The organism is Nocardia altamirensis NBRC 108246 (assembly GCF_001612685.1).
Classification (GTDB): domain Bacteria; phylum Actinomycetota; class Actinomycetes; order Mycobacteriales; family Mycobacteriaceae; genus Nocardia; species Nocardia altamirensis.
In genome coordinates this window covers 1-24,540 of the sequence record NZ_BDAY01000088.1, presented here as the reverse complement: position 1 = coordinate 24,540, position 24,540 = coordinate 1, and the positions used below count along the sequence as shown (strand labels likewise).

Sequence of the window (24,540 nt, the reverse complement as noted above, 5' to 3'; positions counted from 1 at the left end):
AACACGTCTACCCTGGTACGTGCGTTATTCGACGAGTGTACGTCGATCCTCGAGCGGGAACCAGGGCTGATGGTCGGATAGCCACGCTCGGCTGTTGCCCACCGGAATTACTGCGGCGGTTCGGGTGCGGTCGCTTCGCGGTATTGGATGCCGGTGATGATCTCGGGGTGGATCCGCAGGATGCGGTCGTGGCTGCCCGGCAGTTTCGGCCGTAGCATGGCGTGGTAGCGGGTGAGATCGGACGGATCGGTGATCGGTTCCGCGGTGCCGGTGACAATGATGAACCAGCCGAGCTGGGTGTCCGGGTGGAGGGTGTCGGCTTGGTAGGTGACCACCTGCTCGTATGGCGGAATGCCGATGCCGGAGCCGCTGGCGACGACGATCATCTCGTCGTCGACGAGGTGATTGACCGGCCGGATCGTCGGTAGTGCGTGGCGGGTGAACACGATCCGACCGAATCGGACCTTGGCCAGCAGCAGCAGACATTCCGCATCCGAGAGCGGGTGCGTGGTAAGGATTTCCGGTGCTGTCATAGCCACCCTTCGCAGCACTGGCCGACCGCTGGATGCGTTGTCCGAGTCTGACTATCATCGCGCGATCGGCCTTCCGAGACCACTGGAAGTCGTTCCGGTTGGAATGTCCTGGCTCGGTCGGACCAGCCGAATCCTCATCCGGGCGGATCCCCGGAGCGTCGAGGTAGGACGGCTAGGCGTCCGCCGCGAGGCGCCGACCGAGTGTCGCCAGTGTGAACTCGATCCAGCGAATGTTCTCCTGTTCGAACGAAATTCCGCGCAGCAGTGTGAGATACGGGCCGATGCGCTCGGCCTCCTCGAGGTAGGCGTGTTCGCTGCGGCCGTTCAGCAGCCGGGCGCGCAGGCGCTCGTATCTGGCGAGCTTCGCCGTTGACCATTCCAGTCGCTCGGCGAGGGTGCCGCGCATGGCAGGGGCGTCCTCGTTCTGCATGCCCTGCACCTGCACGAGCAGTTCGTCGCGGATGGTGGTCGGCTTGGCCGGTGCGGTGACGAACTCGCGCAAGGCCGTTCGGCCCGCGGGGGTGATCGAGTGCAGTCGCTTGTTGGGGCGCCGCTCCTGTTCCACGACGCGGGTGTCGATGAGCCCATCGGCGGCCATGCGGTCCAGTTCCTTGTAGAGCTGCTGGGGCGTGGTCATCCAGAAGTTGGCCACCGAGGCGTCGAAGCCTTTGGCCAGGTCGTAGCCGGATGCCTCGCCCTCGAGCAGGGCGGCCAGCACGGCGTCGCGTAATGCCATTCGGTCAGCCTAGCAGTCATGATGACTAATCAATTTGTTGTCCACTATCCCTGATGGACAGCTCTTGTGATCCACGATACTGTGCGTTGACCTACTCAATAAATTTACTAGAAAGGTCGGACATGCATCCGTTCCGAGCAGCCGTGGAGGCCCGCGACGACGCTGCCATCGAGGCGCTGCTGGCAGACAATGTCGTCTTCACCAGCCCGGTGGCCTTCCGGCCCTATCCGGGCAAGGCGATCACCGCCGCGATTTTGCGGGCGGTCATCCGGGTCTTCGAGGACTTCCACTATGTGCGTGAGATCGCCGACGTCGGTGGGCGCGACCATGCCTTGGTGTTCGAGGCCACCGTGGACGGCAAGCAGGTCACCGGTTGCGACTTCCTGCACTTCGACGCCGACGGCAGGATCGACGACTTCATGGTGATGGTGCGGCCGCTGTCGGCCGCGCAGGCGTTGTCCGTGCGGATGGGCGAGCAGTTCGAACAGATCAAGGCGGAGGCGACCGCGCAGCTCGAGCGTGCGGCGGGCGAGGCGTGACCGATTACGACGCCATCGTCATCGGCGCGGGCAACGCAGGACTCACCGCGGCCGCGACCCTGCAGCGCGGCGGTGCCCGAACCTTGTTGCTGGAGCGCCACAATATCCCCGGCGGCTGCGGAACCTCCTTCCGCCGTGGACGTTTCGAATTCGAGGTGGCCCTGCACCAGTTGTCCGGGGTCGGCGTCGAGGGGCAGTCGATCTCCTTGCGGGAGGGACTGTTCCGGCAGCTCGGCATCGCCGACAAGCTGGAGTTCGTGCAGGAGCACGACCTCTACCGGGCGGTGGTGCCTGGCCGGCTGGATCTGACCCTGCCCGCCGACTGGGACGGCGCCATCGATGCCATCGAGGCCGAGTTTCCCGGCAACCGTGACCGCACCGCGCGCTTCTTCGAACTGGTCAAGCAGGTGACGTTCTGGCAGATCGCCGCCATGCGCGGGATGCCAGCGGACCAGCTCGGCCCGCTGCTGTTCGAGTACGGTCTGCGACCGGCCAAGGCCGTCTTCGACGAGTACTTCGAGGATGACCGCATCAAGGCTGCCCTCGGCATGTACTGGACCTATCTCGGTCAGCCGCCATCCAAGCTGCCGTTCCAGGATCTTGCGTTGATGTTGTTCGCCTACTTCGAATTCAAGCCGTGGCATGTGCGCGGCGGATCGCAGGCGATGTCGACGGCCATCCTCGATACGTTCCTGTCCGCGGGTGGTGACGTCCGATTCAATACCGGCGTCGAGGCCGTGCTCACCTCGGCCGGGCGGGCCATCGGCGTGCGTCTGGACGACGGCACCGAGGTGACCGCACTCGATGTGGTGTCCAATGCGTCGCTGCCGAGCACCTATGGGATGCTCGAGGGCATCGACGTGCCCGCGGCGGTCCGCGACGACCTGGCCACTCGCCGCGTCGGCGTCTCCGGCTTCGCCCTGCACATGGGCTTGGACGCGACACCGGCCGAACTCGGATTCACCACGAGCACCACCTTTGTCAACGCCGATCTCGACGACGACCACACCTACGGTGGCTGGCGCTCCTTCGCGCCCGCTCGCGGAATCTGTGTCAGCTCTTACGATGTCGCCCCGATCGGCTTCGCGCCGGCCGGAGCCACCCATGTCAGCCTCATCACCCTGCAATACGCCGACATCTGGCGCGACGTGTCGCCCCGGGATTACGCGCGCACCAAATTCGCCTATGCCGACACGCTTCTCGATCTCTGCGAGACCGTCACCCCCGGCATCCGGGACGCCATCGAAGAGGTCGACGTCGCTACTCCGCTGACCATGATGCGCTATCTCGGCCATCCCGGCGGCGCCATCTACGGCTACGACCAGGATGCGGGCGAGGGCTGGCTGTTCCGCAACAGCGAGCGCGAAACCCATGTTCCCGGACTGCATCTGGCGGGTTCATGGGCCGGTATGGGTGGCTTCCAGCCCACCCTGGAAGCGGGCGCCCGCGTGGCCCGTCGACTGCTGCGCGCCAAGGCCGCCTGAAAACCGAAGGACGACACATGAAACACCCACTCGCCGAACGGTACGAGGGTGCCGGGGCGGTGCTTGCGGAGCTCGATGCCCGCGCCGCCGACACCCGCGATCACCTCGCCGAAACGCGCGGCACCATCGACGCGTACCACCCCAAGCGGCTGCGGCTGATCGTCGCCGAGGTCATCGACGAGACCGCGACCACCAAGACCTTTCGGATGGAAAGCCTTGACCGGGAAGAACTCCCGCCGTTCCTCGCCGGGCAGTACGTCAACGCCTTCGTCGACGGGACGAGCCGTCCGTACGCCATCTCCTCCAGCCCGACCCGGCTCGGCCACTACGACCTCACCGTGCGCCGGGTTCCCGGCGGGCGGATCAGCAATCTCCTGCTCGACACGGTCGAGGCCGGACAGATAGTCACCACGACCGGGCCGATAGGCACCTTCCATCACAATCCGCTGTTCCACGGCGACGATCTGGTATTCCTGGCCGGTGGTTCCGGCGTGGTCCCGGCGATGAGCATGATCCGCGAGGTGATCGAACTCGGCTTGGACCGGCGGTTCCAGCTGATCTACGGTTCCCGCAACGCTTCCGACATCATCTTCCGCGCCGAGCTCGACGCGTTGGCCGCCGCACATCCCGGCATCTCGGTCGATCACGTCATCGCCGAGCCCGACGCCGACTGGAACGGCGCGACCGGATTCCTGTCCTCCGACGTCATCGCCGCGCTCGCCGGTGATCTGAATCGGCGCATGGTGTACGTCTGCGGGCCGCAGGCGCTGTACCCGTACGCGCTCGAGCAGTTGACCGCGCTCGGCCACGCACGCAAACGGATTCGCTTCGAGGCCAACGGCGCGCCTGCCGCGCCCGCCGCGCAGCCGCACTGGCCTGCCGATGCCGAACCTGGCGAGGAGGTGACCGTGACCGTCGGCGGCGCCTCCTTCCGCACCCCGCGCGACCGCCCGCTCCTGGACGCGCTGGAGGACAGGGGAATTCGACCAGAGGCCGCATGCCGCTCGGGTGAGTGCAGTCTGTGCCGGGTGCGCGTCGTGAAGGGACAGGTGCACACCGCCGCGGAAGCCAAGTTGCGCCTCTCCGATGAGCAGTTCGGTTACACACATTCCTGTGTCGCCTATCCGATCAGCGATGTGGAACTCGAGGTGTGAGCGCCGTCTGACGCAGTCGGCCGCGGGCGACGCGGCCGACATCGACCACGAGCTCATTCCTGGATTCCGCTGACGACCGACGAATGTTGGCACTACCATCTATTTGTCGCGAAAAGCTCCACGCACGCTGCGCAAGTCACTGTTTGATCGACGCTCACCCTTGGTCAGGGGAGGAACGAACGTGATGCATCAGCTCCAGCAGTTATTGGCCGCACCGTTGGGTTTGGGGACCTCGGCGTTCCATATCCCCGGCGCGTCCGGGCAGGCCACGGTCGAGCTCGGCGAAAATGCCTACACCGCTTGCGATCCCACCGGCCAGACACGGGAACTAGCGTCCGGCGGTGAGATCGGCCGGGTGCCGTCCGGCCTCGGATTCGCGCGCAGGGACACCTATGCGCCGCTGCCGTATCTGGAGCGGGCTTGGGGTGATGGTTCCCACTCGCCCCTCTACTGCCCGGCGACCGCGCGCATCGACGAGGATCTAGGCGAGGAAGTCAATCGCCGGTTGGTGGCGTGGGCCGAGCGCGTCGGTATTCACGAGGGCCGCATGGACAAGTTCCGCGACACCGGTTTCGGGCGATTGGCCATGCTGACCCATCCCGACAGCGACGACCCGGACCGGCTGCTCGTCGCCGCGCAGATGAACGCCGCATGGTGGGCGGCCGACGACTACTACGCCGACGAGACGCCGTTGGGCGCAACACCGACGGAGCTGCCCCCGCGCCTCGCACTGGTGATGTCTGCGATGGACCCGCCGCCGTATGCCGGGAGCTACACCGAGCAACTCGAGGAGGCGGTGACCGCCGATCCTGTGCTTGTCGCGCTGCGGTCCGCGACCGCACACCTGACCAGCCACGCAACGCCTTCACAGGTGATGCGCGCGTGCAACACCACCTTCCAGATGTATGTGAGCTGGACCGCCTATGCGGCCTGGCGATATCTCGAAACACCCCCTGCCGCATGGCGTTACCTCGCGGCGCGCCAGCACGACAGCTTCTACACATCGATGACCCTGATCGACGTCGTAGGCAGCTACGAGCTCACCGGAAATCTCTTCTACGACAAGCGTTTCCATCGCGCCCTCATGCAGGCGGGCACCGCATCGGTCCTCGTCAACGACCTCTACTCGGCGGAGAAAGAGGCGGCCGACGAACTGCCCGACTCCAACCTGGTGCTGTTGATCGCGGCAGAAGAGAACTGTTCGCTCGACGACGCGATCGAGCGAACGGTCGCGCTGCACAACGACTTCGTCAGAGGATTCGAGACCGCCCAACGAGAGCTCGCTGCCGTTCCCTCGCTCGAGCTGCACCGGTTTCTGCGCGGCGCGCAGGCCTGGATGGCAGGCGGACTCGAATGGCACAGTGCCACCAGCCGATACAAGTCGGAGGTCGACGAGCGAGTCTGACACCGCCTGCGCGATCCCACGGGCACAATGCGCGGAAGGACCATACTTTCAGGGGCTGGGGGCGGCGTTTCCTGCTGTGGAAATGTTAAGGGAGAGTTAGGATTCTCCGGGAGATGAGGGAGGGGAGATCGTGACCGATATTCTCCAAGCGGACAACGATGCCTTGCGGGCGCTAGGCAAGGATCTGACCGGCCACGCCGACGTCATCAACAAGCTGGTGATCGGCGCCGACGTGACGATGCCTGGTTCACCAATCCTCGAGGTCACCAAGGATATTCGCGAGGGCGCGGTTGCGGCATTCCAGGCGCTCGGCCAGAACATCGTGCAGATGTCACAGGTCACCACCTCCGGTGCGAAGGCATACGAAGACGTCGAGCGCCTGTTCAGTGACCACTTCAAGCGGCTGCAGGGTGAGCTGCCGTCGTGACGACGATCAGTCATGTTCGCGGGTGCGCACCCGCGACGATGGTGACCTTCGGCACCGAACTCGGTGCCAAGAACGGCGATTTCGTCAAGCACGTCGACCAGATGGGCCGCGACGTCGCAGGCACGATGAAGAACTGGAAGGGCGCGGCCGCGACCGCGGCCTCGGCTCGTGCGCTCGGCGAGCGGATGTCGGCCACCAACATCGATGAGGTCGCCGTCGGCCTGGTGAGCTTGTTCGACAAGTACGGCAAGCAGCTGGACGGCACCAGGACCAGCCTGCTCGACGTCGTGGACAAGGAGGCGGCCGGCGCGGGCATGAAGGTGACCGACGACGGCTCGGTGACCGCGCCGACCTATCCGGACAACGGCGGCTTCGTCGGCCGAGTCCTGCAAGCTCGACTCGATCAGCAGGCCAAGGACTTTCAGACCAAGATCAAGGATCTGCTGAAGAAGTTCGGTGAAGACGAACAGCAGGCCGCAGGCATGTTGAAGCAGGGTGCCGGCTTCCTGAAGGTGCTGAAGAAGGCGCCGACGACGCCGCTGGTGTCCCCGGACGGCCGCTACAAGATCGGCGCGCCGGAACGGCCCGACCTGAAGCACGACGACACCTTCGTCTACAACTCGAAGGAGAGCGGATTCAGCGACTGGCTCGCCAAGGCGAAATGGAAGGGCCAGTTGTTCGGCGGCGAGATGTTCCGTTCGGACCTCGACGATGCGACCGCGTTGTACCGGCACTACTGGGACAACGACGGCAAGCCCATCGCCTTCGACTACAGCGAGGCCTATCGCGAGGACAAGAACATCAAGGGCGCCGTCGACAAGGAGATCAGTCAGGCCGCCGCGGCGGCCGACCTGTTCGCCCGCGCAGGCAACAAGAACTTCCAGATCACCGGTAAGCCGACCACCGTCGGTGTCGACAGCCCCGGTCCGGACACCGAGAACTGGACCAAGACGGTCGGCAACTACCAGCAGTGGAGCAACGCCAACGTCCGAGTCGAGGGCAACCGCGTCTACATGGATGTCAGCGTCAATGCCCAGGACTACTACAACTTCGACAATGGCAAGGCCGATATCGCCACCGGCGCCCCCGACTCGGCCAACGGCCGCTTCGCCGAGATAGGCTGGGCGAAGCCGTTCGAGTCGCACGGCAACGTGACGCGGACCGTGTCCTGGGAGCTCGGCCACCCGCCCACCTCGCCGGACAGCGCGGGAACCTCGGAGCCGGAACGCAATCCCGGCCGCGAAGATCGCACCGACAACAGGGATTCCGGCGAAGGAAAGCGCTACCCGGACAACAACAGAGACACAGGGGGAGCGCGCCCGAAATGACGCTGAAAGCACGACTGAGTACGGCTGTCGCGGTCACCATTGCCCTGCTTGCGCCGCTCGGCTGCACCACGAGCAAGGCGCCCGAGGTGACCGTGCGGCACGACACCGAGCCGCTGGTGAAGTATTTTCCGGTCATCGGAACGCCGGTCGCGGTGTCCTGGGTGACCCGGGACAACTCCGGCAGCCGGGCGCCGGGACCGAGCACCTACTGGATCGACGCGGTCATCGAGCTCGCGCCGGATACCGCCGCGGTGCTGCGGGCCACCTATGCGCCTGCGGAACCGGTGGACCGGCCCCCGCTCGACGGGCCATTGCAGTCTGCGGTGCCCAGCGGACCGTACCTGACCGGTCATGACCTCGACGTGGCGTTGCGCAGCTCCCCGGAATGGGGTGGCGGTGCCAACGGCTATCTGCATCGGGACCGGCCGCTGCTGGTATTGCTAGGCAGGACCGGCGGCTGACGTGCCAAGTCACTACGACGAGCTCGGGCTGAAAGTGCAACGGGCGCAATATGAGTTGACGCGGATCCGGGGCGTCGCGACGGTCGACGGCGTGACCGTCGAAGTCGACGCCGAGAACCGCCTCCTTGCCGTCGACGTGTCCAACTCCGCGGCGATCCTTGCCGCGTACCAGGCCGCGCTGGCCGACAAGGAGCCGCAGGTCGTTGCGGCTATGCAGGAGTTGTCCGACGACCCGCAGGTGCAGTCGGTCCAGGCCTTCGCCGAGGCGAACACCGCACGGCACGAGGCCGAGCGGCTCGCACAAGAGGACACCAGGAGTTCGTCCGGCCGCTTCTTCGAAAGCAGTTGGTGAGATCGGCCGCTACGCGGTGACCTGAGTGATGATTTTCAGGATGGCGGCTTCTTCGCCGACGGGGTCGGTCAGCGGGCAGATCATCGCGACGATTTCGTCGGCGCCTGCCTTGTGCAGGTCGCGCAGGCGCTGATGAATTGTTTCCTCATCGCCGTAGACGAAGGTTTCGCGGATGAGCTCGTCGCTCAACCAGCCCTCCTCGGTGAGCGGAAAGCCCGCCTCGCGGAACATCTTCGCGTACGTGGGGAAGGTCCGATAGGCGGAGAAGACGCCCTGCGCCACCTCGCGGACGATGGCGAAATCGTCGGTGAGCACGATGGGTGCGCTGACGATCAGCGGTGGGCACGGGCGCTGAGCGAGTTGTGCTCCCGCTTCCAGTGCAGGCCTGGCGATCGAGCGCACGTAGGACGGGCCCGCCCAGGTGAGCATTGCGCCGTCGGAGATCTCGCCCGCCAAGCGAATCATGTTCTGGCGCACAGCGGCCAGGACAATCGGCGGCTGCGGCGGCGTGAGCTCGGCAGGCAGGCTGGCGTGCACCTGGTAGTACTCGCCGTCCAGGTCGATGTGCCCGTCCCACAACATGCCACGCAGCACCGCGATGTATTCGCGCAAATGGCCGAGCGGCTTGCCGTAGGGCAGACCGTAGATACCTTCGATCGCTACCTTGTGGCTGGCTCCGACGCCTAGTCGAAACCGCCCCGGCGCGAGCTCGGCCGCGACCAGCGCCTCGTTCGCCCTGGCCAGCGGATGAGTGGGGTAGGTGATCGCGATGCCGCTTGCCAGTCCGATGCTGCTGGTACGAGCGGCCGCCGCGGTGACAATGCTCAACCCGTCCGGGCCGACCGGCCACGTCGGCACCCAGGCCATGCTGACGCCTGCTTCCTCCGCCCGGGTAATCGCATCCAGCACAGGGCGTACCGGCGGCGGGAATATCGCAATGCCGACAGGGACAGTGGAAACCATGAAGATCTGCCTTTCTGCGCAGGCCGACTCGCCGTGCGCACCTTCCATGCAGCCGGAATCGTAGTCGGGAGGCGAGTCCGACGACGGTTTCGGTGCACCGATGATCAATGGGTTTACGCTACGGCAACTTTCGCGCACTTACTGTCCCGGAGCTGGGCCTGGGCGACGCTCTCAGTAGGTAGCAGCTTCGGGGTCCGGCAGGCTGGTTGATGGCGCTGTGACGTGGAACTGATGCAGCAACCTCGGAGTTCGCGTGCCTGGGGATGCTCGAGGGGAGCCGCTGTCGTACCCGTGATTGCATAGGGGGACGCAGGACGAGGCGGAGGGTCATGGGATACGACTGCACATTGCATCTGGTGGACGAGGACGCGATCCGGGAGCAGTTCGTGCCCCGGCTGCTCGGGAGTTCCGCCGAGCCAACGGCGTTGGATCGGGTGCGGCCTGGAGCCGAGGACCTCTGGCGGCAGGTGCGGGAGCTGCTGGCCGGGGCGGACGGGCACGCCGCGGCGGCGGCCGTATCCGTCGCGGCGGTCATGTTCAGCGCGTCGATGCTGCCGTACCGGTACGAGCGGGGACTGGCGTTGAGCCTGGCGTTCGAAGCGGGCCGGGTGTTCCCTGACGCGGTGTTCGTGCCGAAGGCCGAATATGCGCCGGACGGGTTGTTCACCGAAGTTGTTGCGGCACATCCGCAACTGGGTGGGCGGTTCTCGTCGGGATGGTTCAGTGGGAACTACTCGACCGGCCTCTATGTGCCCGCCGATCATGTGGCGGAGGTGCTGGCGTGGGTGGACGAGCAGCTCGCGCCGATGCCGAAAGGCGAGCAGCGTAAGTACCGTGGGATCGTGGCCACCCTGCGGGCGGCCGTCGATCGCAAGCTCGGGTATTGGGAGGCAACCGATCTCGCGGTGCCCGCGGCGGGGGAGTTCCCTGGCGACCCGGACCTGATGTGGGCGCAGTACCTGGGCAACGACGGAACTCCGGCCGCCGCGGTGGAGACCGCACCGGCCTCGCCGATCGCGAGCGTCCTCGATGACATTGTCGACGGATTCCTGTTGTCGCACAGCGATGGCAAGAACCCGCGGGTGGAGCTGTGGGACCTCGAGGCGTGGCCGCCACGCTTGTCCTTGCAGCGCAACGAATTCTGGGTAGCGGCGGCGCAGTCGCCAACGGGTGGGTGGCTCGCGCAGTCCACCGTCGACACCAAGGCGCGTCCGCGGTTGTTCGGGCCGATCCTGGTGGACGGCAACGACGACGCGCCACGAGTCCTGCCGCCCAAGGGGCCGGGTGCGGCCGATCTCTACGCGCACGAGTGCTACTTCTTCGGAGCACGTCCCGTGGTGCTGCACGAGGTGAAGACGCACCTGCTGCGATTCGGCGGCATGAACGTCGGCGACCCGCTGCCCGGTCCGTTGTGGCTCACGGAATCCGGTGCGTGGGAGCAGATTCCGGGCATCCCGGATGCTGCCGTGGTGAAAAGCGTGCTCGGCGACGCCGCGCGTCCGATGACCGGGGCCGCGCGGCTTGCGGACGGTAGCACCGTATTGATCTGGGACGGAAACGGTTACGAGCTCGACGCGGCGGGCACCGGCTGCGTGCTTGCGTTCGAGATGGGTGCACGGAGGTCGTCCGTGGAGTACACCTCGGTGCCTGCAGGAGACGACGGATTCTTCTACCTGTCGAATCGGGACCTGCACGAGATCCATCGAGGCGGCGCACCGATCCGGCATGTCGAGGCATGGACGAATGTGATGGCGGTGCGTCCGGGACCGGATGGCGGTCTGCTGCTGAAGTTCGGTGGCAACGACGAGGGCCACGTCGGCGTGCTCTACTTCCCGGAGAGCCGCACCTACATCCCGCTGCCGCCGGAACTGTTCGACGACAGGGACAGCTACTCGGCCCTGTACTGGAGCCGGGCCGCCGATCGAATCGTCGTGATCGGCGGCGGTTTCGTCGCCATTCCGGTGGAAGCAGTATTGGCACAACAGAGATCCCCGGCACCGGAGTAGCTCACCTGCTCACGATCGTTGCTCAGCTCCGAGGCTTGGCCAGATGAACGACGCCGCTGATGTAGTTGGGCGAGAGCGGGTCCGGTGTGGGAAGAAGTCGATAGCCTGCGTTCTGGTACATGCGGATGTTGCGTGCACTGTTGGCGCCGGTGAACAGGACGAGTTGTTCGATATGTGGGGGAGCGAGACTTTCGATCAAGCGTAGTAGCTGCGAACCGAGGCCGCGGCCGGCAAGGTCGGGTGCGACCATGAGCCGGCCGATATGCCAGTCGGTGTCGCGGCTCTGGCCGCGGACCGCCGCCACCAGACGTCCGCGTTGCCGCACAACGAGAGTCGTCGATGCTGTCGCCCACGCCAGCACCTCGTCGTGTGTTTCCCGCAGCGCGGGAAGGTCGAGCATGTTGTTGAGCACGGCCTCCGGCACCCAGCAGCAGCGTTGCAGGACAACGAGTTCGGCGAGATCGTCGGGGCCGAAGGTGGACAGCGTGGCATCGGCGAGCACATCCGACAGCGCGTCGCCGGGCAGATCTAGCTGGTATCGCGAGTGTGCGGCCATGCGCGGTGTTCCGATCGGTAGTGGCGGAGCGTGCTCGGAACATAACAGTTAGGGTTTCCGAACAGGTACTTATTTGTGCCTGATAGCATCAGCGCATGACCGTGCCGACCGGGCGTCGCGAGCGGAAGAAGGCCGCGACCCGCCAGAACATCGCCGACACCGCTTTGCGACTGTTCTTGGCCCGCGGATACGACGCGGTGGGCATCCGTGATGTGGCCGCGGAAGCGGATGTGGCTGTCACCACGGTCTTTTCCCACTTCGCCTCGAAAGAGGCCCTGGTCTTCGAGCAGGACGAGAACTTCGAGCAGCGCCTTACCCGGGCGGTCACCGACCGGGCGGCCGACGAACCCCTCATCCCCGCGCTGCGCCACGAGATCCACGCCATGGTGCGACACTGCGCGGCCGACAGCGGCACGCCGATCTGGCGCATGATCAACCAAACGCCCGCCCTCCGCGAGTACGAGGAGTCGATGCGGCTGCGCTATGCGGACTCGCTGGCAGCGGCCATCGCCGCAGCTCTCGTCCCGGCACCGAGCACGACAGCGTGCCGGGCGCTCGCGAGGTTCGTCGTCGACGCCTTTTCGCTCGCCCGCGAGGCGGATGAGCCAGCGGCCGCAGTGGACGAGATCTTCCGGATGATCGAGGCGGCCTGGGCGGTCAGCTACCCAACTCGCAGCACAGACCTCGACCGCGCGGTCACCGGAGCAGTGCGGCCGCCGTGATCCGCAGCATGAGAGCGACGTCGTCGCTCAGTCCGTCGAGACCGAATTTGGCGACGTTCCCGGCTGCGATGTGCTCGATAGCGGCCGTCGTGTTGTCATCGTGGTGCTGCTGAGCGGCTTTCGCGGCCAAGTCCATCGCCTCGACCACCCGTTGATTCATCGGAGACGGATCGCTGGCGTGTTCGAGCAGAGTGGGAATCAGCATAGAAGCCTTCGACCCCCGCGCAACGACGAGTGGTGTGGTTTCTGTCCGGTAGAGTCGCCATTCGCCGATATCGTCTACGCGGTCGTAGACCCATCTGAGCATGTTGCTGGCGAGCACCAATACGACCTGCCGCAACAGGCGTCTGCCCTTGGCAAGACTGGCTGCCTCGGGGCCGAGCAGTCCACCGTCCCATGACAGTTCGCCGTTGCGGACAAGCTCGTGCATCTCCTTTTCCAACAGCACCGCAGCGCGTTCTTCCGGGAAGATGTGCAGTGGCTTCTCGCCACCGCGCAGCTCGAGGTAGCGGCGGCGGAGTCCGTCTGTCTTGCCGAAGCCGTCGATACTGACGCCGTGGTAACTGCGTAGCGCCCAAAGACTCTGGTTCAACGGCACACCGCGGGCGGCTTCGGGATCACCGGCGCCCAGCGACAACACATCATCGAATGCGGCAGCCGGAACGCCGCGAGAGACCAGCTCAGTCCGAAGCAGGCTCATCGCCGGCGTCCCATCGCCCCACGGTCCGAACAGCTCGATATCGTCGATCGGCAGCGGATCGGGCGGTCGCTTCGCTTCCTGCGCAACCGAAGCGAGCAGGCTCGATTTGTCGCGCAGCTCAGAAGCCAATGATTCCACCGACTTTGCCGAATGATCGAGTGCCTTGCCGAAGGGTGTCTCCAAAACGAAGGCGTATTGCGCTTCGAGCGCCGCGATCAGGTCCACCAGCTCGATCCTGCGTCCGGACTCGAGGCGCCACGGTCCGCGGAGCATGATGGTCTCGGTGCCGCGGTGCGGGTGTAGCGTCACCGTCCAGTTCGTCTGTTCTTCGGCAAACGCGGTGGCTGGCGAAGTTATCGTGCTCCTCTGGTCCTGTGGCACTCGATCGAGGATCTGCTCGGTCAACTTCTGGCGTACCTCGCGTTCCAATCCAGAGTGCCGGTCCAACAGGACGGTTCGTACCACGACGGCTTTGTGCTCGGCCCAGATTCGATCGAGTTCGCTCGATGCCTGTCTGGTGAACGCGTTGAGCTCCTCCAGCTTCCACTGCCATGTATTGATCTCCTCATCGCACACAGTCGCGATGATGCGCTCGAGTTCCTCCATGAATTCGATGAGAGCTGAGCGGGTTTGAGCGTCCAGCTCGGCGTCGATCAAGCGGGACGTTGCCTCGAACAGTTCTTTCTGATTGGACGCGTCTCGCCGCGCGCTGCTGCTGTCGAGGGCAGTTCGAGCGTCGGCGTAAGAGAGCCGGAGCGCGGACAAACGTCCGGCCTGTGCCTCGATTTCATTGAGCCGGGTGAAACGCTCACGCAGCGCCCTGGCCGCTGTCTCCATCTCCACCAGTGCGGCGCGTGCCCGCGCCAAACCGCCTCTTCGAGACGGCTCGTTGGCGATCCGTTGACACTGCACCAGCAGATATGTGCGGAAATCGCGGATGAGCGGCCCTCGGTGTTCCCCTGTGAGGCCGCGGATCTCATCGAGATGCCTGTGATACAGGCGATCAACCCGCTCCTTGACCGTCGCGTTCTCATACGGGGTCTTGACCCGGCGGATGTTTGGAAACTCGTAGGTAAAGTCCGGCTTCGACGGAATCTTCGGCTTCTGCTGCGGATCAGCTGGCAACAGCCAGGGAAGGATTTCCGGCCAGCGTGGTGCGCGCGCAGCCTGCTTCCCGAGATAGGCACCTGTCGCTTGAAAGACCTGGGCATTGAATACGGTGCGTTTGCCGCTTTTCCCGTCGAAGCTGATCTCCGGCGTGGCGATCAAGCCCGCGCTACCCTTCTGCGCCGCCGGCGCCATGAGTGTGTCGAGTACCTCGAGTGCATCGTCGATCGCAAGTGCCCGCTGCACCAGCGGCAGGGGTGACCACAGGGTGTGGACACCGAACTTGCTGTATTTGAAGGGGTGGTTTCCCCCCGTGTGTGTCACCGCGTTGGGTGCGTCCGATTCCAGGCGCCTACCAGAGGCCGGGTTCAGATAGCTGTAGATGAAGTCGCCCATGGCGGCATCGACGCCGAGGTTGGCCTGGGTGTTGATGACGTCTTGCACCGTGTTGCCTATTTGTTCCCGCACGCCGTCGAGCAGGAAGCAGGGCGAGAACAATCGGGTTCTCAGCGTGATCTCGCGCCCATTGTGTTTGAGCGTGTTGTGCAGCGAACTGCGCTGGAATCGGTCGAGTTCGCGCAGCGACGCGTACGCGCAAGCTTCGAGCCACGGGAACTCGGCTGCGCTCACCGTGTTCGTCATTCCGGCGGGCAGGAGGAAGACACCGCACATACTTCGTGGCGTGCCAGGTGCTACGTAGTGGAGAACATCGTGGACGATCGCGCCCACATCGAACAGCGTTGCGGAACCGGTTCCGCCACAGAGCGAACCGGTGACGAAGACGTTGACCTGCCCGCCTGCAGCGAGGCCGCCGACAATTGTCCTGATACGTTCGTACAGGCCTTGAGCCAATACGACGCCGAGCCGCCCCCACTGGCGCATCTGCCCGGCGCCCGACGCCATGAAATCGTTGAGCAGGGCAAGGTCGTATGCCTGGGCGTCTTCCTGGCTGATCCATTCCCTGATCTCTTGGTAGCGTGCCCTCGGATCGTTGTCTCGTTCATCTCGAATGTTATGGACGACCTCGGCGAGCTCAGGCGTCGAATACTGCAGCTCCGAGTCGGCGAGCGAGTGTCCGGCGAACTCGTAGACGTTCTGGCTGTCGATATCGAAGCCGAGCAGTTTGACGGCGCCGAGTGTCGAAGGATCCGCACCGTCCAACCGACCGTTGTCGGCCAGCAGCCTCGACCGCAAGTGGGTCAACACCCACCGGCCAGTTCCTCCGACACCAATTACCAAGGCAGCGGTGTACATGCCCGACTCCCTTCTACTTTCGATAATTCGTGTAAGTGATTGTTACGCTGTCGATGTCCAGCGAATCACCACTGAAGAGCCGGGCACTGCGACGTGTGGTGCCGAGCTTGGCAGCAACAAGCACACCATGCTCGAGACCGCCCTGGTAGTCGTCTGTCCGATGGACAGCGCGGACGTTGCCGACGAGGTTCTTTCCCGGAATTGCGTGTTTTCCTTTGCCGAACGCGTAAACCTTGCCGCCGAGCGCGAATTCGGTGACTGGTCTGCCTTCGTCCATCAGCTCCAGCGCGCCGGTGAGCTTCGGCATCCTCAGCCGCCGAGCCGTCCACAGCGCAATTCCGAGCAGCAGGGCCGCTAACGGGATGGATACCAGCGTCACCCAACTCCAGCCCGTGGTGCCAACGACGCTGATGGGACCGGGTGGGCTGGTCAGCTTCGGCGCGAACGGCACGCCGAGATCCTCGGTAATGGCGTGAGACCACGGCGTACCGACCGTTCCTGTGAATGCGACAGTGCCGCTTCGAGTCTCTGTTCTCTTGCCGAAGCCGAACCCGCCCATGCTGTCAACGGACAGATGAACGTGGACCTCCTTCGACTCGCCGGGCCGCAGGTCTATCGGCTGCTCGGCTCCCGAGACGTGTGCATCGAATCCCTTGATCTCGATACTGAAGTCGCAGACGACAATGGGGACGCGGGAGAATGTCGAGCGCAAGACAACGGGGAAGTCGGCCTCGCCGTCGCCCAGATTCAACTGAGCAACATCCGTGCCCCAGGTTGCTTCCACTCCTGCCTGTGCATCCCGTTGCAGTGCCCCAGTTGCTTTGTGCCGGACGGTCTCCTCGGTTACCCGATTCAGGTAGCCCTCGACCTGCGCGGGTGGAATCGCCACCACCACCGTGTCGTGGAAGACCTTCTTCAACAGGGCGGCGTCGGTCGTCGGTGCAAGCGCGTAAGCATAGGACGCGATGTGGTGATTCGCGGTTAGACGGTTTGCACGGTCGGTAAGCGAATTCCAGGCCCGCGACTCTGCAGTGGCATAAGGGGATCCGTCCGCCTGGATCTGGCCGTCGGTGACGAGCACGATAGCTCCGACCTGGCCGCGGCCCGGGCGTTCCAACTCGGCTAGGCCGGCCGCGATGCCCGCGCCGATGTCTGTACCTCGGCCATCGGCGACGGGCGGCAGCTGTCCGATGGCGGTCGAGGGGTCAGGGCCGACACGATCCGAGTAACGCAACGTGGGAGCGGTGTCAAACGTCAAGATCGACAAGTGATCTGACGGTTTCATTGCCGCAAAGAACGTGCGCAGCGCACCCGTTACTCTCGGATACAAACCCGATTCCTGCATTGAGCCGGAAGTGTCGACCACCACCACATAGTCGATCGATACGGCGTCGAGCTGTAGTTCCTCGACGACCGTTGGCAGGCGAGTTTGTGGCACGCTACAAGCGGCTGCCGAAGCGAGCGGCATGCTCGGGCAGACGGTGCACATGACTCCGAGACCGACAAGCAAGAGCCTCAATACCAGGCAAAGCACATTTCTCCGATCGAGCAGAAGACAAACCTTTGTATAACCGGAGAAAGCGCCTTTCCTGATGGCCGTCAGCCGATTTGATCAGCCGGGCACGCCGACGCTGGCAAGGAGGCGCGGACCCGGTGGTCGAAACCCAAACGAGCACACGGGGTTAGTTGGTATGGCGCCGCACCCACGCGATGAATTCCTGCTTCGAGGAGAAGGTTTGACCACGATCTCTACAAGGAGAGTGTAGCCAGCGCCTCGTGCGCGACGCGTCGGCTGAACAACGGACATCAAAGGCACTCATCGTTTGCGTAAGCGGATTCTGTGAGGCAGAGCGAACTGACTGGGCTACATAGAGATTCGCTGGGCCGGCTCAGTCATCCAGCATCAGGACGGTGCTTGATCCAGCTCGGGCATCTGTCAGATCAGCTTGCAGGACAACCGGTCCCGCGTCTCGATTGCCGACTGAAGCAGCTCGGTCGTGAATGCGGCAAGGCTCGCCGATGGTGCGACACGGACCTCGCCGTCTCACTGCTGACCGGCGCTGCCTCCGGTCAGCTCGGTCCATTGAGCGAACTGTTGTTACCGCTGCCAGTGCGCGTTCCGGCACACTGATCGGCGGCAACGATGTCGACGGCGGTGAGAGAACCATGCGCAACAGTAGTTTCCGACCGTATGAGGGTGAAATAACCACACTCGTCGTCTCGGGTGCGCTCGCACTGTCTTGGCTGGGGTTCTTCGTACACAATGTCGCGGATCTGCCGGGGCAAACGCTTCTCAGTCCCGAATCTGCCTATCCCACCGCTGTTTACCTCTTCCTGGGCGCTCTCTGGTGCGTGCGCCGGTATCGGCGGGTTACGGCATGGGTGCTTCTCGGTTGGGGGCTGCTGCATCTACTCGGCGGCGCTGTGGTGAGTGTCCTTCCGCTGTCGATACTGCCCTTCGATCCAGAACAGACGCTGTACCACTACGCCTTTCACGTCATCTACGGCTTCACCCAGCTACCACTGCTCGGCGCGCTGGTGGGGTACCTACGCCAACCGGCAGGGCGAATACGCGGATCGGGTGCTGCGGACGTCGATTGACGACGAGGATGGGCTGGAGTGGCGCCGGGGCAGCAACGATTGTGTCCCCGGGCGCCGGACCCGAAGCAGCGCATCAGGAGCAGCACGATGACACGACTACCCACCCCCGATGACAAGTTCTCCTTCGGTCTGTGGACGGTCGGATGGACCGGGATCGATCCGTTCGGGAACGCCACCCGCCCCGCCCTCGAACCGTGGGAGTATGCCGACCGCCTGGCCGAACTCGGCGCGTGGGGAATCACCTTCCACGACAACGACGTATTCCCCTTCGACGCCGACGAAGCCACCAAAGACCGGATTGTCGGACGCTTGCTGGCGGCCACCGGCAAAGCGGGACTGACCGTCGAGATGGTGACCACGAATACCTTCACGCACCCTGTGTTCAAGGACGGCGGGCTGACCTCCAACGATCGGTCGGTGCGGCGCTTCGGCCTGCGGAAGATCCTGCGCGCCGTGGATTTGGCCGCGCAGGTCGGCGCATCCACCTTCGTGATGTGGGGTGGGCGTGAAGGTAGCGAGTACGACGGCTCGAAAGATGTTTACGCCGCGTTCGAGCGCTACCGCGAGGGCCTGGATACCGTCGCTGCCCACATCAAGGCGCAGGGTTACGACCTTCGAATCGCGTTGGAGCCCAAACCCAATGAGCCGCGCGGCGATATCTTCCTGCCGACGGTCGGGCACGCCCTCGCGTTGATCGCCGAACTGGAGCACGGCGATATCGTCGGCCTCAACCCGGAGACCGGTCACGAGCAGATGGCGAACCTGAACTACACCCATGCCCTGGCTCAGGCGCTGTGGAGCGGCAAGCTTTTCCACATCGACCTGAATGGTCAGCGCGGTCTGAAGTACGACCAGGACTTGGTCTTCGGTCATGGCGACCTGATGTCGGCCTTCTTCACCGTCGACCTCCTCGAGAACGGCTTTCCCGGACACCCGGACGCACCCCGGTACACCGGGCCGCGACATTTCGACTACAAGCCGTCTCGCACAGAGCATTTGGTCGGCGTGTGGGAGTCGGCAGCGGCATGCATGGCTACCTACCTGGCGCTGGCCGACAAAGCCCGCGCGTTCCGCGCCGATCCGCGAGTGCAAGAGGCGCTGATCTACTCCGGCGTGCTCGATCTCGCCGAGCCCACTCTCGGCGCAGGCGAGTCGGTCGCGGAATTCCTGGCCGCCACCGACGATTTCGATCCGGAGAAAGCTGCCGAACGTGACTTCGGATTCGTCGCTCTACAACAGTTGGCCGTCGAGCATCTCCTCGGCTGAGACCCTGCCGAGTGTCCGATCTACTTGAAGAGGGTCAATAGATTGATATCGAGTTGGAGCAGTCCACTTGCGCTGCTGTCCGTTCCCCACCAACCGTCGTGGCATTCGACGTAAACCCAGGCGCCGATGTTGAGGGTGTAGCTGCGGCCGGGATGCATGGTCCACACAACTTCGGGAGTCGTGTCGAGGGCGTAGCCACTGTCGGGGTCGTAGTGCGAGTCGAGTTCGGAGTCGCTGAGCCTGCATCGCCAGATTCTGGTCGACGCGGCCGTGAGAAAATTGCCGTTCTCCATGACCGTGAGCTCGACCCTGCCCTCGCTCGTGCCATCGCCGTTGTTGATCGACGCATGCACGCCCCAGGAATTGTACGAGTGGCTGAGTGAGCGGCCCATCACCAGCACGGGGCCGGTGGCGTTCACGGTCTCGGTCGAGATCACTACGCCGACGCCTGCGTGCACGTCGGCCCAGGCGTCGTCCTTCTTCACGGCCGCCCATGAGCCAGCGCTGCCCGCTTTGCTCGCATCGTTGGTGACCGCGTATGTCCCACCTCCGTTCGACCACCGCCAGTCGTAGTGGAAGGGCGGACCGAAGATCCTTGTCGCGTTACCGAATCGGAGTTCGCTGATCTCGCGTGCCGTCTGTTCGGTGAGCGCGGGAGTGCCGGGTATCTCCGCTTGCCAATCGGGAGGCTCGGACAGGCCTTCATCGAGTGCAATATTCGGCAGGGGTGTCGCAGGCTCTAATAGTTTGCCGTACGCCTCCTTCGCAGCGGATCGGATCTGCGTCCGTTGCGCAGCGAGAGCGCGTTCGCGGGCAGTCCTCTTTCGGGACCGCTCGACGAGAGTTGCTATCGACCGCTGAATATTGTCTCGTTCACTCTCGGAAACCGAATCCGCATAATTGATTTCGGCCGAAGCAATCGACTCGTCTTGCATGATGTCACCCTCCCGCAGAATGCCCCCTGATCATCCACCACCAATGTTCCGGTGTCACTGATCCTTACGCCGCCTAACCAGCCGATGGGGGATTCACCCGTGGTGCGCCGCCCTACGGTTGCTGACCGCGCCGGGCAACGGTGGTTCCGGCGTTTGGCCGGAGCGAGATGGTCCCGCACCAACGATAACCAGAGCCTCGGCTGGAACTGCTGCGCGAACAACCGGTGAAGTCCGGACGGCTGGTGTTGCGAAGATCAACAGTCGGCGGTTTGCTCAGCGGCATGCACAGTGTCGATCGATATCTCTCGGAGAATCCCGGCAAGCGCGGGCTCGCGCGGACAGTGGCGGCGTGGATCATGTTCGCCGTACTGCTCATTGCCCCGCAAACAGGGGTTGCGGCGGCCGCGCCTTCGGCGGCGGCGTTGCCGCGCGCGCATGCACACAACGACTACCTGCATGATCGACCGCTGTATGACGCTCTGGCGCAAGGCTTCACGAGTGTAGAGGCCGATGTGTATCCGGGACTGCAGTCGAGCGACCTGTCGGTGGCGCATACACCGTGGGAGATTCGTCCAGGGCGCACGCTGCGCTCGCTCTACTTGGATCCGCTACAGCAGGTGGTCGCGGCGAACGGCGGCACGGTGCTCCCCGGCTACCGCGGCGAGTTCCAGCTGCTGATCGAGATGAAATGGGATGCGCCAGCGGCCTATCGGGTGCTGGACGACCTCGTGCGGGACCCGCGGTACGCCGGGTTGTTCACCCGCTACGTGGACGGCCGCGTGGTCCGCGGCCCCGTCACCATCGGCCTGTTGACTGCCTTCACCGACGGCACCGAGCTACGGGCGACCTTGGCCGCGCAGAACACTCGCAGCGCTTTCGTGGTCGGCGCACCCAACGACCTCGGCACCGGCATCCCTGCGACATTGATGCCGGAGATCAACGCCGACTGGGCCAAGCTGTTCCGCTGGCGCGGCGAAGGCGCGATGCCGGACGCCGAACGGCGCACGCTCACCGAACTGGTCGACCGCGCCCATCGAGAAGGCAAGCGGATACGTTTCTGGGGCGTGCCGGATCAGCCAGGTGCCGCCCGAAAAGCCTTGTGGGACGTGCAGTACGACACCGGAGCAGACCGCATCGCCACCGACCACCTCAGCGACCTCGCCGAGTACCTCCGCCAGCGACCGAGTTAGGCCGAGCCCGAGCTATTTGGCAGACCTCCACAGCCTCGATGTGCGCGCGGCGTTCGCCACCGGGGTGGAGCCGGCCGGGCGTACGGGCGTGAAACGGACCGGCATCGAAGCGATCCCGCGCACGAACGGAGACGGACGCCGGACCAGGCTCTCCGCGGGCACGGCCAGATCGAGATCGGGCAGCCGGTCAAGGAGTACTTCGATGCCGGACCGCACAATGATCTCGCCGATCTGCTGCGCTGCGAACGGGCACCGGTACTCGCCGTAGCCGAAGGCGAAATGCGCACTGTTTCCGGCTGTTTCGACGCTTCCGGTGAGATTGCGGCCGACGTGCGGGTCGGTGTTGGCGGCGGCCAATCCGAGCAGCAGCATGTCGCCTGCTCGAATGTCCTTGTCGCCGAGCCTGGTATCGGACGCTGCCCAGCGACCGGGGAAGATCTGGATCGGGGTGTCTTCCCAGAGCACCTCGATCATCGCCTGCTCGATGCTGTGCTGGCCACCGCCGAGTGCCGCGGCGAATCGCTCGTCGGTGCGCATCAGCCGCACCGAGTTACCGATCCAGTCGACGGTCGGCAGATACCCGGCGGTGATGACTGCCAACAAGTCTCGCGCATACTCCGGGTCGCTGAACGGGGTGGGCTGGGTCAGCATCCGCGATACCAGATCGGCGCCGGGCTTGGTCCTTTTGGCGGCGAGCAACTGCTCCATCCGCCTGAGGACGTTCGCGTACTGGGATTCTGCGTCGGGACCGCTGGTGGCCAGCATCTTCATCATGTCGACGAATTGCGACTCTTCCTCGTCGGCGAAGCCGAAGATCCAGGCCAGCGCCAACATCGGCAGCGGTGCCGTGAAGTCCGCGACGAGATCGGCTGTGCCCCTGCCGCAGAAGCCGTCGATGAGGCGGTCGGCGAGGCGTTCGCAGGTCTGTCGCAATCGGATGAGGTCGACCGACTCCAGCGCGGGCTCCACGGTCGCAACGTGACTGCGCTGCGCCGCGCCTGCGGTGGAAATGATCGACGGATTCGGCCTGCCGACCATCGGAAGCAGAGGCCAGTCCTTGGGTATGTTCGCCCACTGGTTCCACAGACCGCTGTCCCGGGGGAACAGCACGGGATCGCTGGTGACCTGATGCAGTTCGATGTAGCCGATGACCAACCAGGCCGGAATGCCGCCTGGCAGTTCGACGCCGACCACCGGCCCGTGCTCGCGGCGAATCTGCTGATACCGATCGTGGTGGCCGGGGCGGAACTCGTTGTCGCTCAATGACACCAGCGTCGACCGGTGGACTGGGCACCCGCTTGGCGCCGCGCTGTCGTCAGCCCATGCCGGACGTTGCTGGGTGGCGGTATCGCGTGGGATAGCTCGCGAATCAAACGTTGCGGAGTCCACTGGGCACCTCCTCGGGAGCGGCGGCGCGCTGGGTATTACGCCGCGCACCAAGAGTGTTCGGGGCAGTCTGCGGTTGGCGCATGGTGATCTTCGACGCGCGCAACAGGTCCGAGAGCAGGATCGTGGTGACGCCGATCGGCAGCCTCAGATTGGTCGCGATATCGGCAACGACGGTCGGAGTCTGGCACATATCGAGGATCGCCACCTGCTCGGTCGGCATGTCCGGCGCCGATTCGACCATGCTGACCACGAGGGTGGCCGGATCGAAGGCAGTGGAGTCCGGGGTGCTCCGTCCGCCCGTCAGGACATACAGCCGGTCGGGGACATCATTGCGGACGGTCCTGCGCGCCTCTTGCCCGAGCGGGCGCTCGACGTAGCGTGGCTCGGGGACGGTTTCTATCGCGTGTTCGGTCATGGCGAAACCTCCCCGTTTCCGACGTGCGAAGGGGCGCCGCCCTTTTCACGACTGGCCACCAGGCGCTGGAGGGCACCCCACTCTGCAGGTGGCGCCGCGGGCTTGTTCGTCGCAGCCTGGTTCGGTGCGAGATGGTTCGGCACGTCGTCCGCGGTTACGGGCTTGAGCCCGACCAGCGTGCGACCGCGCCGCTGCTTCGAATCGGTTTCCTCGGGTTCGTCTTCGGTCGCCGCGTACGGCGGGACGATCGACGGCAGCGACTCCGACGCGGCGGCCGCAGGGATCGACGCGGGCGCGCGATTCAGCGGGGTGGTCAGATCCCGCGGCACCAGCAGCACTGCCGCCGTCCCACCGATGGCAGAGGGGCGGAACGACACCGTGAGCCCATGCTTGCGTGCCAGCGATCCCACCACCGCGAGGCCGAGCCGGGTGCCGATCACCGGGGCGGGATCCGCCGCGGAACCGTGCCCGCTGTCGTCCGGGTCCGTACCCGAGACGAGCAGCTCGGCCCGCCGCAGCGCGGATTCGCTCATGACCAGTCCGCTGTCCTCGATGGTGATCACCAGACCGGCGGGAATCTCGGCCGTGTACACCTGCACCTCGGTGGTCGGCGGCGAGAAGTTGCAGGCATTGTCGAGTAGTTCGGCGACGGTGTGCATGATGCCTTCCGCCGCATGACCGGCGACCGCGACATCGATCACGACTCGCAGCCGGACCCGTTGATACCCGGCTATGCGCCCCATGGCGCCGCGCAGGATCGACTCGACGGAAATCGGATTGGCCCACCGGCGCCCCGACCTGCCCCCGCTGAGGACGGCGAGGCTGTCGGCGAGCCTGCCTGCCTGCGCGGAGCGATGGTCGAGCAGAAACAGGTCGGCGAGCATGCTCGGTTCGGCGTGCCGGTCTTCCATCTCCCGCAACTCCGCAAGCATGCTGGTGGTCATCGCCTGCAGGCGGCCCGCCGCGACGGCGAAGGCGGCCATCGCCGCGACCCGGCGGCCCTCACTGTCGGCCGAC

At 64.8% G+C, this 24,540-nt stretch carries 23 protein-coding genes; 13 read left to right on the top strand and 10 right to left on the bottom strand.

Annotated elements, in window-relative coordinates; all coding sequences use genetic code 11:
- Positions 1-107 precede the first annotated feature (107 nt).
- Together NA11_RS35655 and NA11_RS35650 are read right to left on the bottom strand one after the other, a co-directional pair.
- Positions 108-533 (bottom strand): pyridoxamine 5'-phosphate oxidase family protein, encoded by a 426-nt coding sequence (locus NA11_RS35655; protein WP_069166483.1) that lies wholly within the window; start codon positions 531-533, stop codon positions 108-110.
- Positions 534-705: 172 nt separating this feature from the next.
- On the bottom strand, positions 706-1,269 hold the full coding sequence (locus tag NA11_RS35650; RefSeq protein WP_069166482.1) for a PadR family transcriptional regulator: 564 nt from the start codon (positions 1,267-1,269) through the stop codon (positions 706-708).
- A 122-nt stretch (positions 1,270-1,391) separates the two neighbouring features.
- On the opposite strand from NA11_RS35650, the gene NA11_RS35645 reads away from it, so the two are divergent.
- From NA11_RS35645 to NA11_RS35610, 8 genes are all read left to right on the top strand, one after another.
- A complete protein-coding gene (locus tag NA11_RS35645; protein ID WP_069166481.1) occupies positions 1,392-1,808 on the top strand; it encodes a nuclear transport factor 2 family protein in 417 nt (138 codons plus the stop codon).
- The gene (locus tag NA11_RS35640) at positions 1,805-3,292 is read left to right on the top strand and encodes a phytoene desaturase family protein (protein WP_069166480.1); all 1,488 of its coding nucleotides are present in this window, start codon (positions 1,805-1,807) and stop codon (positions 3,290-3,292) included. The genes NA11_RS35645 and NA11_RS35640 overlap by 4 nt, the downstream gene beginning before the upstream one ends.
- Before the next feature lie 17 nt (positions 3,293-3,309).
- A complete protein-coding gene (locus NA11_RS35635; RefSeq protein ID WP_069166479.1) occupies positions 3,310-4,446 on the top strand; it encodes a 2Fe-2S iron-sulfur cluster-binding protein in 1,137 nt (378 codons plus the stop codon).
- Positions 4,447-4,630: 184 nt separating this feature from the next.
- Positions 4,631-5,851, top strand: a complete 1,221-nt coding sequence (locus tag NA11_RS35630; RefSeq protein WP_069166478.1) for a family 2 encapsulin nanocompartment cargo protein terpene cyclase — start codon at positions 4,631-4,633, stop codon at positions 5,849-5,851.
- Positions 5,852-5,981: 130 nt separating this feature from the next.
- On the top strand, positions 5,982-6,278 hold the full coding sequence (locus tag NA11_RS35625; protein WP_069166477.1) for a hypothetical protein: 297 nt from the start codon (positions 5,982-5,984) through the stop codon (positions 6,276-6,278).
- A complete protein-coding gene (locus NA11_RS35620; RefSeq protein WP_069166476.1) occupies positions 6,275-7,606 on the top strand; it encodes a hypothetical protein in 1,332 nt (443 codons plus the stop codon). Before NA11_RS35625 ends, NA11_RS35620 begins: the two co-directional genes overlap by 4 nt.
- Entirely contained in the window at positions 7,603-8,067 is a 465-nt protein-coding gene (locus NA11_RS35615; RefSeq protein WP_084655338.1) for a hypothetical protein, read from the top strand. The genes NA11_RS35620 and NA11_RS35615 overlap by 4 nt, the downstream gene beginning before the upstream one ends.
- 1 nt (position 8,068) lies before the next feature.
- Positions 8,069-8,419, top strand: a complete 351-nt coding sequence (locus NA11_RS35610; protein WP_069166475.1) for a hypothetical protein — start codon at positions 8,069-8,071, stop codon at positions 8,417-8,419.
- Positions 8,420-8,428: 9 nt separating this feature from the next.
- Here the strand turns inward: NA11_RS35610 and NA11_RS35605 are convergent, their stop codons facing one another.
- Complete coding sequence (locus NA11_RS35605; RefSeq protein ID WP_069166514.1) at positions 8,429-9,382, bottom strand: LLM class flavin-dependent oxidoreductase; 954 nt, start codon at positions 9,380-9,382, stop codon at positions 8,429-8,431.
- A 329-nt stretch (positions 9,383-9,711) separates the two neighbouring features.
- Between NA11_RS35605 and NA11_RS35600 the strand changes: the two genes are divergently transcribed.
- The gene (locus tag NA11_RS35600; protein WP_069166474.1) at positions 9,712-11,388 is read left to right on the top strand and encodes a hypothetical protein; all 1,677 of its coding nucleotides are present in this window, start codon (positions 9,712-9,714) and stop codon (positions 11,386-11,388) included.
- 22 nt (positions 11,389-11,410) lie between these two features.
- Here the strand turns inward: NA11_RS35600 and NA11_RS35595 are convergent, their stop codons facing one another.
- Positions 11,411-11,944: a GNAT family N-acetyltransferase gene (locus NA11_RS35595; RefSeq protein ID WP_084655337.1), complete on the bottom strand. Its 534-nt coding sequence runs from the start codon at positions 11,942-11,944 to the stop codon at positions 11,411-11,413.
- Between the two features lie 95 nt (positions 11,945-12,039).
- On the opposite strand from NA11_RS35595, the gene NA11_RS35590 reads away from it, so the two are divergent.
- Complete coding sequence (locus NA11_RS35590; RefSeq protein ID WP_069166473.1) at positions 12,040-12,666, top strand: TetR/AcrR family transcriptional regulator; 627 nt, start codon at positions 12,040-12,042, stop codon at positions 12,664-12,666.
- On the opposite strand, the gene NA11_RS35585 is transcribed toward NA11_RS35590, so the two are convergent.
- The gene (locus NA11_RS35585; RefSeq protein WP_069166472.1) at positions 12,641-15,727 is read right to left on the bottom strand and encodes a tubulin-like doman-containing protein; all 3,087 of its coding nucleotides are present in this window, start codon (positions 15,725-15,727) and stop codon (positions 12,641-12,643) included. The genes NA11_RS35590 and NA11_RS35585 overlap by 26 nt on opposite strands.
- Positions 15,728-15,740: 13 nt before the next feature.
- Complete coding sequence (locus NA11_RS35580; RefSeq protein ID WP_069166471.1) at positions 15,741-17,165, bottom strand: vWA domain-containing protein; 1,425 nt, start codon at positions 17,163-17,165, stop codon at positions 15,741-15,743.
- A 944-nt stretch (positions 17,166-18,109) separates the two neighbouring features.
- Here NA11_RS35580 and NA11_RS35575 point away from each other — a divergent pair.
- On the top strand, positions 18,110-18,328 hold the full coding sequence (locus tag NA11_RS35575; protein WP_069166470.1) for a hypothetical protein: 219 nt from the start codon (positions 18,110-18,112) through the stop codon (positions 18,326-18,328).
- 87 nt (positions 18,329-18,415) lie between these two features.
- Positions 18,416-19,594 (top strand): xylose isomerase, encoded by a 1,179-nt coding sequence (xylA, locus tag NA11_RS35570; RefSeq protein WP_069166469.1) that lies wholly within the window; start codon positions 18,416-18,418, stop codon positions 19,592-19,594.
- A gap of 20 nt (positions 19,595-19,614) precedes the next feature.
- Here xylA and NA11_RS35565 read toward each other — a convergent pair whose 3' ends face one another.
- Positions 19,615-20,529: a hypothetical protein gene (locus tag NA11_RS35565; RefSeq protein WP_069166468.1), complete on the bottom strand. Its 915-nt coding sequence runs from the start codon at positions 20,527-20,529 to the stop codon at positions 19,615-19,617.
- Positions 20,530-20,810: 281 nt separating this feature from the next.
- On the opposite strand from NA11_RS35565, the gene NA11_RS35560 reads away from it, so the two are divergent.
- Positions 20,811-21,719: a PI-PLC domain-containing protein gene (locus NA11_RS35560; RefSeq protein WP_218023439.1), complete on the top strand. Its 909-nt coding sequence runs from the start codon at positions 20,811-20,813 to the stop codon at positions 21,717-21,719.
- A 12-nt stretch (positions 21,720-21,731) separates the two neighbouring features.
- Here NA11_RS35560 and NA11_RS35555 read toward each other — a convergent pair whose 3' ends face one another.
- The 3 genes from NA11_RS35555 to NA11_RS35545 all read right to left on the bottom strand — a co-directional run.
- Positions 21,732-22,988: a cytochrome P450 family protein gene (locus tag NA11_RS35555; protein WP_245746434.1), complete on the bottom strand. Its 1,257-nt coding sequence runs from the start codon at positions 22,986-22,988 to the stop codon at positions 21,732-21,734.
- 100 nt (positions 22,989-23,088) lie between these two features.
- A complete protein-coding gene (locus tag NA11_RS35550) occupies positions 23,089-23,523 on the bottom strand; it encodes a DUF742 domain-containing protein (protein ID WP_084655335.1) in 435 nt (144 codons plus the stop codon).
- The coding region (locus NA11_RS35545) for a sensor histidine kinase (protein ID WP_141718028.1) at positions 23,520-24,540 on the bottom strand (1,021 nt) is incomplete at its 5' end. The genes NA11_RS35550 and NA11_RS35545, both read right to left, overlap by 4 nt.